This is a genomic window from Methylophaga muralis (assembly GCF_001720165.1).
GTDB classification, from domain to species: domain Bacteria; phylum Pseudomonadota; class Gammaproteobacteria; order Nitrosococcales; family Methylophagaceae; genus Methylophaga; species Methylophaga muralis.
Window position 1 is genome coordinate 1 of sequence record NZ_MCRI01000047.1, and the last position, 13,615, is coordinate 13,615.

Annotated in this window: 14 protein-coding genes; 10 read left to right on the plus strand and 4 right to left on the minus strand. The window is 43.0% G+C overall.

The window, feature by feature from the left end; translation table 11 throughout:
• The first annotated feature begins 132 nt into the window (after window positions 1-132).
• From A9E74_RS12490 to A9E74_RS12505, 4 genes are all read left to right on the plus strand, one after another.
• Window positions 133-510, plus strand: a complete 378-nt coding sequence (locus tag A9E74_RS12490) for a DUF6627 family protein (RefSeq protein ID WP_069296942.1) — start codon at window positions 133-135, stop codon at window positions 508-510.
• Between the two features lie 12 nt (window positions 511-522).
• The gene (locus A9E74_RS12495; RefSeq protein ID WP_069296943.1) at window positions 523-1,521 is read left to right on the plus strand and encodes a PA2778 family cysteine peptidase; all 999 of its coding nucleotides are present in this window, start codon (window positions 523-525) and stop codon (window positions 1,519-1,521) included.
• Between the two features lie 244 nt (window positions 1,522-1,765).
• Complete coding sequence (locus tag A9E74_RS12500) at window positions 1,766-2,107, plus strand: BLUF domain-containing protein (RefSeq protein ID WP_281198106.1); 342 nt, start codon at window positions 1,766-1,768, stop codon at window positions 2,105-2,107.
• Window positions 2,108-2,158: 51 nt separating this feature from the next.
• Window positions 2,159-2,929: an EAL domain-containing protein gene (locus A9E74_RS12505; protein ID WP_069296945.1), complete on the plus strand. Its 771-nt coding sequence runs from the start codon at window positions 2,159-2,161 to the stop codon at window positions 2,927-2,929.
• 54 nt (window positions 2,930-2,983) lie between these two features.
• On the opposite strand, the gene azu is transcribed toward A9E74_RS12505, so the two are convergent.
• The 4 genes from azu to A9E74_RS12520 all read right to left on the minus strand — a co-directional run bounded on the left by azu (window position 2,984) and on the right by A9E74_RS12520 (window position 5,915).
• Window positions 2,984-3,433, minus strand: a complete 450-nt coding sequence (gene azu, locus A9E74_RS12510; protein ID WP_069296946.1) for an azurin — start codon at window positions 3,431-3,433, stop codon at window positions 2,984-2,986.
• Between the two features lie 399 nt (window positions 3,434-3,832).
• The gene (locus A9E74_RS12515; RefSeq protein ID WP_069296947.1) at window positions 3,833-4,825 is read right to left on the minus strand and encodes a hypothetical protein; all 993 of its coding nucleotides are present in this window, start codon (window positions 4,823-4,825) and stop codon (window positions 3,833-3,835) included.
• Between the two features lie 346 nt (window positions 4,826-5,171).
• Window positions 5,172-5,243 (minus strand): pyrroloquinoline quinone precursor peptide PqqA, encoded by a 72-nt coding sequence (gene pqqA, locus A9E74_RS14145; protein ID WP_084003089.1) that lies wholly within the window; start codon window positions 5,241-5,243, stop codon window positions 5,172-5,174.
• Between the two features lie 120 nt (window positions 5,244-5,363).
• Window positions 5,364-5,915, minus strand: a complete 552-nt coding sequence (locus A9E74_RS12520; RefSeq protein ID WP_141696815.1) for a hypothetical protein — start codon at window positions 5,913-5,915, stop codon at window positions 5,364-5,366.
• A 249-nt stretch (window positions 5,916-6,164) separates the two neighbouring features.
• Between A9E74_RS12520 and A9E74_RS12525 the strand changes: the two genes are divergently transcribed.
• The 6 genes from A9E74_RS12525 to A9E74_RS15090 all read left to right on the plus strand — a co-directional run.
• Window positions 6,165-6,719: a sigma-70 family RNA polymerase sigma factor gene (locus A9E74_RS12525; RefSeq protein WP_069296949.1), complete on the plus strand. Its 555-nt coding sequence runs from the start codon at window positions 6,165-6,167 to the stop codon at window positions 6,717-6,719.
• A 2-nt stretch (window positions 6,720-6,721) separates the two neighbouring features.
• Window positions 6,722-7,696 (plus strand): FecR family protein, encoded by a 975-nt coding sequence (locus A9E74_RS12530; RefSeq protein ID WP_069296950.1) that lies wholly within the window; start codon window positions 6,722-6,724, stop codon window positions 7,694-7,696.
• A gap of 119 nt (window positions 7,697-7,815) precedes the next feature.
• Window positions 7,816-10,251: a TonB-dependent siderophore receptor gene (locus tag A9E74_RS12535; RefSeq protein ID WP_069296951.1), complete on the plus strand. Its 2,436-nt coding sequence runs from the start codon at window positions 7,816-7,818 to the stop codon at window positions 10,249-10,251.
• Window positions 10,252-10,796: 545 nt separating this feature from the next.
• The gene (locus A9E74_RS12540) at window positions 10,797-11,729 is read left to right on the plus strand and encodes an LLM class oxidoreductase (protein WP_069296952.1); all 933 of its coding nucleotides are present in this window, start codon (window positions 10,797-10,799) and stop codon (window positions 11,727-11,729) included.
• Window positions 11,730-12,164: 435 nt separating this feature from the next.
• Complete coding sequence (locus A9E74_RS12545) at window positions 12,165-13,436, plus strand: MFS transporter (RefSeq protein ID WP_069296953.1); 1,272 nt, start codon at window positions 12,165-12,167, stop codon at window positions 13,434-13,436.
• 17 nt (window positions 13,437-13,453) lie between these two features.
• The coding region (locus A9E74_RS15090; protein WP_141696816.1) for a type II toxin-antitoxin system Phd/YefM family antitoxin at window positions 13,454-13,615 on the plus strand (162 nt) is incomplete at its 3' end.

Consider the following 13,615-nt stretch of genomic DNA (forward strand, 5'->3'; position numbering starts at 1 on the left):
CATCACAATTACAGCCAAATCTGGGAGTTCTTCATAGCTAAATCATGAATACGTTATAGTGCAGTTATGATTCTCATGATAAGCTCAATCTCAGGTCTATTTTGGCCTCTTGCTAAACCAACGGAGGGATGTATGAAACAAAAATTATTCGCCTGGATTGCTTTATTGGGCTTTTTTGGTAGCGTCACCTTACCCGCACAAGCGGCTATGATTAGCACGCCGGATGTCATTCAATCACAACAATCTCAATACGATCGTGAACAGCTGTTTTCAATGCTGGATCGGGATGATGTCCAAGAAAAATTAGTCTCCATGGGTGTTGCGCCAGAATTAGTACAAGAACGTATCAACAGCATGACTGATTTTGAAATTGCTCAGTTAAACCAACAAATTAATGACATGCCTGCTGGTGGTATTCTTGGTGTAATTGTGCTGATATTTGTCGTGTTTGTTATTACCGATGCTATCGGTGCAACTGATATCTTCCCATTTGTTAGACCGGTTAGATAATTTCTTTCAATTATGCAAAAACGTAATAGCTCAACTCACACCCAGCTACGGCTGGGTGTTTTATTACTACTAGGCTTTTTACTTACGGCTTGTAGTCATACTCCTCAAACCAACCAACTCAATCAAACAGCCTTTGAACCTCGGCAGGCTGAGCTGGAAGATGTGCCCTTTTTCCCCCAAACCCAATATCAATGCGGACCGGCCGCATTAGCCACCGTTATGCAATATCGGGGCATAGACATTTTGCCCGAAGCATTAACTGATCAAGTTTATATTCCTGAAAGACAAGGCAGCTTACAAATAGAAATGGTTGCAGCAACTCGTAAACAAGGGTTGATGGCCTATCCGTTAGCACCGGATATGGAAGCGTTACTGACTGAAGTTGCTGCCGGAAATCCGGTATTAGTCATGCAGAATTTGGGATTTAACTGGAAACCTTTTTGGCATTACGCTGTGGTGGTGGGGTTTGATATTGATACACAACAGTTGATTTTACGCTCCGGTGAAACCGAACGCTGGCAAACCACCTTACAAACTTTTGAGCGTACCTGGGCCCGCAGTGAGCATTGGGCATTAGTGATTGTTCAACCTGGAAACGTTCCCCCCACTGCTCAACTTGCAGCCTGGTTACAGACAGCCTATGACGCTGAAAAAACTGGTCAATACGTAACTGCTGAAACAGCTTATAAAGCGGCCATGGAGCACTGGCCTGACCACAAACAACCTGGCCTTGCATTGGCGAACATGTATTACCAACAAGAAAACTTTATCCAATCGGATGCCGTATTTGCCGAATTAACCGACAAATTTCCATTGGAAGCATCACTTAGAAATAACCGTGCTTACACCTTAAAGGCAATCGGTTGTCATCAAACCGCTTTGGCCTCTGCTGCGTGTGCAAAAAAACTGGCTCCTGAAGATCAAAACATTCTTTCCACATTTGAAGAAATGCTCACTTTAGAACCAATCACTAATGAGAGCTGCCCAACAATTAATTGTGCAGATAAATGACCCAGCTAAAAAGACTCATAATCAAACCTAATTAGATGCATGATTAAGCTTGTCGGCTGGTGTTCTGTGGCATAGACTAAACTGAAATATATGGCAAAAGGATTTGCATCAAATTGTATGAGATGGTTATCTGGATGCTTTGTTTTGACTAGAAGTTTATTGAGAATTTTATATAGCAGTAAGACTCATGATCGCTTGCCAGAAAACGATTTAACTAAACTGCTCTCACAAAGCCGGAAAAATAATCAACTCGTTAAACGTAAACGGTATTCTTTGTTACAGCCATACTGATTTTATTCAGGTGCTTGAAGGACCAGAAAATGTTGTTCTCAGCCTCTACCAAAAAATCCTCACTGATGAACGGCATCATGAATGTAAACTGCTAAATATTTGCCTCAGCAATAAATACATTTTTAATAACTGGTCAATGGGTTACATTGATATCAGTCCTGGCGATATGCAAACCTTACGTCAAGAGCTACCTGAAAAGTTATCCAACGATAATGCCGATAAATTTGCGTATCAGCTAAAAACCTATCTGAATAAACAATCCCGGAAAAAACCTGAAAATATTATTTTCATTTAATAAAAAATAACGTTAACGTCGATATAAAAGTACAGAAAGAGAGAATTAAAAATGACCAATCAAATGCCAGATTTCAAACCTTTAGGCTGTGATAAATGTTTAGAAGGTGGTGGACTGGATTTCAGTTTCTCAATGGCTTTTCAGCCCATTGTCGATGTTGAAGAAAAACACATTTTTGGTTATGAAGCCTTGGTCCGTGGGGTAAACAACGAACCCGCTTATACCATTTTGGAAAGACTGAACGACAACAATCGTTATTCGTTTGATCAGACGATTCGCGTTAAGGCGATTCAACTGGCAAAACAACTTGATTTGCAAGGTATGCTCAGCATCAACTTTTTCCCAAATGCGGTATATCGACCCGAGACCTGCATTAGGGCTACGCTAGAAGCTGCCGCAGTGATGAATTTTCCCACCGAGAATTTAATGTTTGAAGTGACCGAAGTGGAAAAAGTGAACGATAACAATCATCTGAAAAACATTTTCGATGAATACAAACGGCATAATTTCACTACAGCGATTGATGATTTTGGTTCCGGTTATGCAGGTTTGAACCTGCTCGCAGATTGGCAGCCAGATATTATCAAGCTCGATATGGCACTAATCCGTAATATCAGTACTGATAAAGTCAGACAATCGATTGTCCGCTCGATCATTATGACCTGTAAGGATTTAGAGATAAGAGTTATTGCTGAAGGTGTTGAAACGATAGAAGAGTTTGAATTTATTCGTGCTCAAGGCGTTGCATTATTTCAGGGTTACTATTTTGCCAAGCCAGCTTTTGAAGCGTTGCCGGAAGTGGATCCTGCACTTTATAAGTGATAGAAATAAAAAAACCCTCTCACCAATAACTTGTTGGTAAGAGGGTTTGAACATTTATTTAACTTCAAAACTGCCTTTCATGATTCCGCTATGACCAGGGAATGAACAGAAAAAAGTCATTTTTTCACCAGCAAGACCAGCGGTAGAAAATTCCACTTCAGTCGTTTCACCACCGCCAATCACTTCGGTGGCAGCAATGATGCGATCATCACCTTGTGGCAAATAATTATTATCTAAGCCTGCAGCAGCACCTTCTTTAACAATGGCCTGCATGTCATCTCTTTTGGTCAACACCCAGTTATGTCCCATCATATCTCTGGCCATTGAACCTGTGTGTTTAAGCACGACTTTCACTGTTTCGCAGCTGGCTGGAGCCGCCATCTTTTTTTCACTGAAATTCATTTGATCAGTGCTTTCAATGGTTAATACACATTCATCGGCAAACGCAGTAAAAGGTACTAAAGCAAACACTGCAGCCGCGGCTAATAAACGATTTTTCTTCATCTTGATTCTCTCCCAATTGTTCCGGCAACATTGCCTTCTTCACAAGACAAACGCAGTCACCTAATTCACTTGAAATAAGTGGATTGCGTTTGCGTTCATGCATGATTCATCATTAAAGCTTTTCCATCTCACCTGGTTTCAAAACTGCCAACCAATCGCAAACGAATAACTTGTCACTTTGAGCAGTTTGTTTGTTTTATCTGACCAGTTTAGATAGAACTTTCAAATTTAATAATAACCATTCTCATTATAGAGAGACGATTTTGACAGTCACAATAGTGCAACATTGATTGAGGAAATCTTCCTGTAGTGATTAAAGACATACAGGTAAATCAAGCAATTTGGCGAGTGACCCTCTATTTAAAATATCCTTGGAACCGATAGTATCTGTTAAAGCAACTAGTCCGCTTTAACCTGGATGTCAAAGAAGCTTTCCAATGCGTTCGGTGACATCATGATCGACATCAATGCCAGCATGATTCCGGTGCCTTGTGGATTTTTTGAATTGATATCCAAAGCTACCTGAGGCGAATCGCTATCGATAAAACGAGTGCTGGCATCGGTTAATTGGCTTTTCAAGTTAGCTGATACGGCTGGCATTGCTGAAAATTGTTGCAGCAATTGCTGTTTTAACTGTTCTTTGAAAACAGCTGGAGTGACGCCGGCTTTTTTGGCACCGTCTTCAATTAAAGGCTGCCACGCACCAAGATCTTCAAAATCAACCGTGGCTTTAATCAAACCAGTTTGCATCCACTCAGCTGAGGCAGTCGTCATATCCGCATCGTCTCTGAGACGCTGCATCTGACTTTCCAAATCAGGAACCTGGCTGAAATCAGTGTGCAGATTCATCGAAAATAATTCCGCAGCCGCTCTTTTTGTCAGCTCAGGATTGTAAAACTTATTCTGTAAATTCAAGCTCAATTGACGTTCTGCAGGTTTGTATCGATAAGCCAATTGTTGATCATGACCAATTTTGTCGTTGTTGATGCCTAAACTTTTTAAGGTATCGGCCAACGATTGTTCTTGCTCAGCTGTTCCATCGCCACCGGTAACGGTAAATAACGCATCTTTGGTCGAGATATTCATTGCATAAATGAAATCCTGACGTTCATTCAATTCAATTTCACTCAGCGTTAATAAGCCGATTTGATGTTGACGACCAGAATCATCGGTAACCAACACATCTTTAACCGAAATGTTTTTGTTATAGGGGTTGGCTTCAACCTCTCCGACTTCAACCTGGCCACCATTTTCATTGATTTTGGAGACCAATTCATCGACTAATTCCTGTGCCGCTTGATTTGCCTGATTATTAGCAACAGCATGGGCTCCGCCGAGTCCAATCAACAGAATTGCGATTGGGATATAGATGATTTTCTTTACTTTAAACACTGTTGTCTCCAACAAGAAATGAATTAAAAACCGAATCGCAGTATGCCTGTATGACCATTAACAAACCAGTTTAGTTTGGTTTTTATCAAGCGAATACAAAGTCATGATCTTGCAGTTATTCAATAAAATGCCATGGATCTCATAAAATTTTCGACCATAAAAAAACCGGTCTATGACCGGCTTTTTTATTTGAACAAATCTGATTGGGGTATCAACAAACTTATTAGCGAATGTTCATCTGCAACGTGAAAATCATTAAGCACTGCAAATCGGACAAGTGCATTTCATTGGATGCCACAACCAGCCCATTATGTGTGTGTCGGTAACGTTAAGTGAGGTCATGATGTTATCGATTACAGATATACATAGTCACTTCAAAGCCAAAACGCATATCGTTATATTCTGGTTTAGTCCACATGGCGAACTCCTTGATTAACTTGATTGAAATATGTCCTACGATTCAAATATTACTCATTCAAACAATACCGCAATACAGCGTTTTACCCGAACTACCTGAGAAAATTCCTTAAGCAAACCATCACGCTTTATTACAGATTTTCTCCACCCCATGTTTACCATCATGCATACCACGATAAACCAGCCGGCACAGTTGATTATCTTGTTCAATTTTGATGCTTTCACCAACGTTTAAACGTTTTGTTTGATCGTTGATGGTAAAGATAATGCTGCGACTGGTTGCATAATAATCTCTCAATGCCAGCACACCCAGATCGGGATAATAAATAGTTTGATACTCAGGCAAAGCGATCGTCGGAATCAAATCCCCGCCTTTTTTATTCAACAGCTCTTGACGAAGCACTTCACGGTCATATGCAACCGTTTCGAGTTTACTGGTTAATGTTTGATTGGCTTGCATCGCCTGGTTCAGATTCTGACTAAGCTGGCTGATAACGGTTTGAGCTTCTGCATTACCCACCGTTAGAGCAGATAACTGCTGAATAGAATTTTCCAAAGCACCAAACTGCGTCTGCTGAATATCGATAACCTCCTGAACACTCATATCGAATAAATCAGGAAACATCAGCGCCATGCCCGACTCATAAGCATTTTCAGCAGGCACTGACACCATAAAACCAATTCCGGCGGCCACCAGCGGTTTCTTAATAAAGTTTTTAACAGGGAGCGTAAACCTAGATAAATCCATTTTCATCTGCCCTACCCTCATCAGAATTTATGATGACGGATTTATAGCACATTAACTTGATGCTCAAAACAGGCGTTAGTAAAACGCTCCATTACCATGCTCACTTGCCAGGATTAACTTCAACCACTAGAATGCGATTAATTCTCATTAGCAAATAACCTTCAGGAGTCTTTCGTGAGCAGTGCCCAATCTGTCAGTAACTTTAATGTGCAGGTGCTGTATAGCGAACATCATAATTGGCTGAAATCCTGGTTATACCAACGGTTAGGTAATAGTGCGGAAGCCGCTGATTTGACTCAAGATACCTTTCTCCGTCTGCTTGGTTTGCGTTCCTCACGTCACTTTTCAAGCAGCGACCATGCCCGCAGTTATTTGTGTGCTACCGCCAAAAACCTTTGTATTGATCATTGGCGTCGAAAGGAAATTGAAAAAGCCTGGCACGACACCCTTTCCAGTTACCCAGAAGAAACAGCACCATCCGCTGAAAGACAGGCATCAGTGCTGGAAGCTTTGGAAGAAATCAATCTGATGTTGAGCGAGTTACCAGCCAAAGTCGCTAAAGCCTTTCTGTTAGCGGTGGTCTGTCAGATGACCGATGCCGAAACCGCAATTCAATTAGGTGTATCAGATCGCATGGTGCGTAAATATGTTGCCAAGGCCATGTTGGCCTGCCTTAAATTGCAGGCATCGCATACCACCCGTGAGCTTATTTCCGAGCCAGAAATGTAACTATGGCTGAGCCATCTCATCAAACACTCGAACAAGCTGCCGAATGGTTTGCTCTGCTTCGCGATGGACAAGCCAGTAACGAACACAAAATAGCTTGGCATCAATGGCTGGACGCCAAGCCTGAAAATAAAAAGGCCTGGCAATACGTTGAAAAAATCAGCCACAGTTTTGAAACCTTGCAACAAACACCTGATCCACAAAGCACTGCAAATAATCTATTCAGTGCCAATCAACGACTCCGCCAACGACGTCGTGTTCTTAGCGGCATGCTCAGCATTGGCGCGATAGGTTTATTAGGTCAGCTTAGTTGGAATAAAAAATGGCTTCCCGACAGCGTCATGGCATTTGCCGCTGACTATCACACCGGTGTTGGTCAACAATCAAATATCACGCTGGCCGATGGCAGCCAAATATGGTTAAACACGGCTACTGCCATCAATGTTGATTACACAACTCTGCACAGACGTATTCAATTGCTGCATGGCGAAATCTATATTGAAACGGCAAAAGATCTCAGCCGCTCATTTGTGGTGGATACCTCACACGGAAGATTAACAGCGCTCGGCACCCAGTTTAACGTCATCAGCCAGCAAGAAAATATCGAACTCGCCGTCTATGAAGGCGCGGTATCTGTTCAAACCAATAGTGCTCAGCAGACAGAAATTCGGGCTGGCGAAACAACCCGTTTTAATAGCAATCAGATAATGCCAAAACAACACGCCATAACAGCCCGCCAAGCTTGGCGACAAGGACTGTTAGTGGCAGAAGATATGACGCTTGAAGATCTGATTGCCGAACTAAACCGCTATCAATACGGCTACATCAATATCTCTGATGATGTTGCTCAGTTGAAAGTCTATGGCAGTTTCCCACTCAGTGATACCAACCGTGCTTTGGCAATGCTGACCACCGTTTTGCCGATACAGGTTCGTCAGGTTTTTCCAGGGTGGATTAAGGTAGAGTCACTTCGCAGTTAAATCATCAATCTATTCAGTACGTTGTGATTATTTCAGTTTTTTATACAAATAATGGTTCCGGGTTTCACACCCTCATCCGTTTATATCGGTATCAACATTAAACGAGATGAGGTAACACAATGGTAAAACACCGTCCCAAGCAGCCAGCTAAAAATCGGTATAAGCCGCTGGTGCTTTCTATACATATTATTGCTGCTTCCAGCATGGGTGCACTGTCGTGGCTGCCTGCAGCTCAGGCAGAAACAACTCGGTCTGTGTCTCAAGCCACGCAACAATTTAATATCCCTGCCGGATCGCTAAGTCAGGTTCTGGCCCGCTTATCTGCCCAAGCCGGAATATATCTAGTTGGTGCGTCGGAATTAGCCAGTGGCAAAAACAGTGCTGGTTTGCAGGGCAGCTATACCGTTGAAAATGCACTTAGCCAGATCCTAAATGGAACCGGTCTGGTGGCCGTGGCTCAGGGTGACATTAGTTACGCTTTGCATGAACAAGCCAATCAGGATGATGGACAAAGTGTCACCTTATCGACTCTGCAAGTTCAAGGTCTGGGGATGGATGGCTCTGCCGCCAATGCGTATCGTGTTGGCGATGCGTTTGCCGGTGCTCTGGGAAATATGTCCAAGCAGAATACGCCGTTTACCATTGAAACCTACTCCGAAAACTACATTGCCAATTTACAGGCACGCTCCCTAGGTGAGTTAACCAAATTTGATGCGGCAATCAGTCTCTCGGGCAATAATCTGCTCACAGAAAATAATGCTTTTTCGATTCGTGGCATCAGTACGGATTTTGATACCGGACAGAAACTCGACGGTATGAATTTTCGCAGCCGTGCCAAAGATCTTCCTCTTGAACATCTTGAGCGGGTTGAGATTCTAAAAGGCGCAGGTGGTTTCCTTTATGGTTTCGCGGCTCCCGGCGGCATCATCAATTACGTACTCAAACGGCCAACTGATGAATTCAAGGCCAGCGTTTCCACACAATTAATGGACAGTGGTCTGTTGATGGTACACGGAGATGTCGGTGGTCGCGTAGGTCCAGAGCAAGTGTTTGGTTACCGGGTTAATGTAGTCAGTGAGGCTGGTGACACGTATGTCGATGACGGTGAGGCCTACCGTAAATCGGCTTCTGTTGCACTCGACTTGCGTATCACACCGGATCTGACCTGGCAGGTCGATGCACTGGTGTCTGAGCGTAAAAGCTATGGTGGGTATTTTTCTATTTCTCCTAACTCTGATGGTTCATTCACTGATCGCACAGTAAGCAATATCGTCAGTCCAATTGACGGTGATAAAAGTCTTGCTCCGGATTGGACACGTTATGAATCAGAACACATTACCACCGGCAGTGATTTAATCTGGCAGGTTAACGATAACTGGAACAACAAACTTTCGTACCGTTACTCCACCAGCTACCGTAATCCGCTGATGCCAATTTTGTACGTTGATGGCGATGGCAACTACTCCGCTACGCTTTTCAATTACAACAATCTGTTCAAAAGCTATCAGACACAGAATGTGTTGAGTGGTGCCATCGAAACTGGTCCCGTCACGCATAACATGGCATTCGGTTTGTCACATACCCGTACCATCTCATCAAATAGTACCGGTATCGGCACCATGTCGATTCCACTGGGCTCGGGTAATTTATCTTCACCTGTCGACTTCGATCGACCAGTCGGTCATCTTGATAAAAGTGATGCCAGCTTTAATGAATATTCCAGAATCACCCGTAAAGAAGCGTTTATCTCCGATACGCTTAATGTCGGCGACAGCTGGGATTTCATTATCGGAGCCCGTTATGGCAGCCTTGAGGATGACTATGGTGATTACAAAGAAAGTGAAATCACCCCGTCCTTCGCAGCCATCTATCGGCCACTTGAATGGATGTCAATTTACGCCAGCTATGTAGAAGCCTTTGAGCAAGGTGCCACAGCGCCGAATACCGCTGCCAATGCTGGTGAGGTCTTTCAACCGTTAATCAGCAAACAATATGAGACAGGTATTAAAGTCGACTACGATAACTGGTCAGCCAACATGGCTGTATTCCAGTTGCAAAAAGGCCTTACCTACACAGACGGAAATGATGTGTTCAGTCAGGATGGTGAAGCCCGTTACGAAGGAATTGAGTTTTCAACCCGAGGCAAAATCACTGAGCACTGGTTGGTCGGGGCCAGTGCAATGTGGCTCGATGCGACTAACAGAAAAACCACCAATCCAAGTCTGGAAGGCGAACCGATACAAGGCGTCGCTGATAAACAATTCCGTTTGTACAGTGAGTATCAAGTGCCAAATACCCAGTTGACCTTCACTGGCGGCGCGCAATACACCAGTAGTGTTCCATTGGACATAGCCAACCAATGGCATGTCGGTTCGGTAACATTATTTGATTTGGGGGCACGTTATGAAATTGACCTCAACAAACAGCTACTGACATTGCGGATAAATGTTGAAAACCTGACAGATAAAGCCTATTGGTTAACCTCTGCAGGCAGCTCAAGCATTGCCCAAGGTGCGCCACGCACTATCAAACTGGGTGCACAGCTCGACTTTTAATATCCTAAACAACCCGGCAGTGATAACTGCCGGGATTTCTGCATACTATATAAGTAGGAACACACGCTAAATCAGATTTTTGAGGGTCAAATCTAGATCAATAAACACTAAAGCTAGATTTTCCGTCCTCATGATCTCCATTCAGTTCTAGTGTTAGATAATGTTTTATCACAACATTAAACCTGAATTTTCATCCGACGATTTATCAGTGAAATCCCAGAGATGTATTGGCAAATGCTTGCACCTCAACACAGTACGGTGGAGTTGTTGCCGCTTGTGGTATGACCACAGGTCCAGCAAGTCTTGCTCCATTGATATTAAGAAATGTAACAGCAGCCATTAAGAGCATAATGTCTTCTAGATAATAGAGAACAAAGAGCAAAAGCTTGGCTCAGGTTATCTCAAGATCTCAATTTCGAAAAAATCGAAGCGATGGTTGAAGATATTTCGTTAGATTAGGTTAAAGAGAAAACAAGCGGCCTCTTGTATGAAAAAGGACGAGGTCGAACAATTGATTCGACAAGAATCTAGTGGAGCATGGTTACATGAAAAATGAACCGACAAATGCAAACAGCATGTTTAATGAAGGAAAATTAAGTTTAGGACTTATGTTTCCCCTTGAATCATATCAGGGAGATGTTCCAACTATGGCCAATCAGGAGTCATTGGCTTGCTTGGCAGAAGAGGCAGGATTTTCTGCACTTTGGTTTAGAGATGTTCCTTTGCGAGATCCATTGTTTGGTGATGTAGGACAAATTTATGATCCCTTAGTGTATATGAGTTGGATTGCAGCACATACTAAGAGAATCAAGCTGGCGACAGGATCGCTCATACTGCCACTAAGACACCCTGTTCACCTGGCTAAATCATTAGCATCACTAAATATTCTTAGCAATGGTCGTATCGTAGCAGGTGTTGCATCAGGTGATCGACCAGTTGAGTTTCCAGCGTTTGGGGTTGACCTGGAATCAAGGGGGCAATTGTTTAGAGAGCATTTCGAGACACTTAAAACATTGCTCTACGACACGTTACCGCGATACAACAATTCTTACGGAGTCATGGACGGTCGAGCGGACAGTCTGCCTAAGGCAAAAGAATTGATTCCATTATTTGTCACTGGTCATAGCCAACAAAGCTTAGACTGGGTTGCACAAAATGCAGATGGATGGATTACCTACCCTAGACCACTCGCAATTCATGATCGAATTGTCAAAAACTGGTATCGAATATTGGATGAGAATAATCAACCTTTCAAGCCGTTCGCCCAATCTCTCTACGTAGATTTAGTTGCAGATCCAAGCACCCTCCCGACTCCCATCCATTTAGGAATCCGTACTGGTATTAAAGCTCTGTTGAATTATTTATTACATCTTAAGGGGGTAGGTGTTAATCACGTTACAATCAACCTCAAGTATGGAAAACGTCCCGCGAAAGAGGTAATTCAGGAATTGGGAGAATATGTCGTACCTTCAATTTAGAAGAAATTTATACCCACTCCATAGAACACAGATTGATCAGTTATAAACATAATTTACCCAAATCAAGTTTGCTTACCCTCCCTTGAATTTGTATTGAAAATAATCAAAGCAATAGGGTCTATTGACCTTTCATAGGCACCACTGCTGGAGGATATTTTTCCATCCTACAAGGCGGAAATGGTGCGATGTAGTTGTTCTACATAAGTCATTTGCAACGCAGTAGGACGAAAAAATAGTCCCAGCCCTGCGGGTTGTGGCTGAAAAATGCACCACTCTGCGTTACTCGTCGTTTATTTAGAATGACTAAACGGCACTCCTCGCGCCTTGATTGGTACATTTTCAGTCACAACAGAGGCGCCTATGAAAGGTCAATAGACCCTATAATAGTGCCTTGTTGTTCTCCCGCAGCAAGCTATTTTCGTTTCAGGATTCCGCATGTTTTTTAAAAGAGCCTTATTACCAATTTCATCGTTGTTCTTCTCTATTTCACTGTTGGCAACGGGTTATGGTTTATTGATGACGTTCATCGGCATATTCCTGAAACAGGAAGGCCTCACTGAGGGCGTCATCGGCTTAATCAATTCCGCTTTTTTCCTGGGCGCGATGTTAGCCGCAATTTTCAGTCAAAAACTTATCGTCACAGTAGGTCATGCACGCAGTTTTTCGGCTTTTTCTGCGATTATGGTGATGGCCTTTTTGGGACATGCCTTATGGTTTGATCCCTGGTTTTGGGCCATATTGCGTTTGGTATCCGGTTTTGCCTTTTATGCCATGCTGATTGTGTTGGAAAGCTGGCTCAATGAAAAAAGCTCAACTGATGACCGCGGCAAAATTCTTGCGATATATACCATCGTATTCTTCCTGGCGTTAGCATTGGGCCAATTGCTATTAATGCTAGAGCTATCAGCCAATACGATATTCATTCTGGGTTCAATTCTGGTGCTTTGGTCGCTGGTATTGGTCGCAGTAACACGTGTTTCGCAACCCGTATTAAAACCTTTTGAGCGTTACAGCATGCCAAAATTGTTATCGATAGCCCCATTGGCATTGGTTGGTAGTTTTATTGGGGGGGTATTCATTGGCGCGTTTTACACCATGTTGCCGCTCTACGTATTAAATGTGTTTGATCAGCCTAAGGTGGTCTCATTGTTTATGGCAATTACCATTCTGGGTGGGCTGGTGGCGCAATTACCTGTGGGCATGTTATCTGATCGAATAGGACGACGAAAAATGCTGGCCTGGTCTGGATTTTTCGGTGCAGGTGTTTTTCTGCTGATGCTGATTTTGCCTTTGATCTGGCGTGATAGCGTGGCGTTGCTATATACAGTTGGTTTTTTATTGGGTGTCAGTTTGTTCAGCATTTATCCCTTGAGTGTTGCACGCGCCAACGATGTGTTTGATGAAAACACAGACCTGGTCGAGATCAGCCGAACCTTATTGTTTTCTTATGGCTTCGGGTCATTTATTGCACCATTATTTTTAGGTTTTGTACTAGGGTTTTCAGCAACTGCATTTTTTATCGTGCTGGCGTTGTTTGCCTTCGCGTTAGGTTATTACTCATTGCAGAGCGAGCGTATTCCAGAAGACCATATGAATGTCTACGTTGCCGTTCCGGCAGCATCAGGCAGCGTTCTAGCGGAAATGGATCCACGTATGGATGAGAAATGGGTTGAAGATCATCGCCCTCATCCAGAGCCAACACATTAATAGATTAGGCATCGCATGTGAAATCAGTCAGCTTAAAACAATTCAGAAATCACTTTGAGGCTTTTGTAGACAAGGTTCTTACAAGTCAAAAACCAATAAAAGTTAAATCGCAATCTGGCAAAGAAATTATATTGATCAGCTTTTCAGATTGGGAGCGTGAGCAAGAAACTCTCTATGTT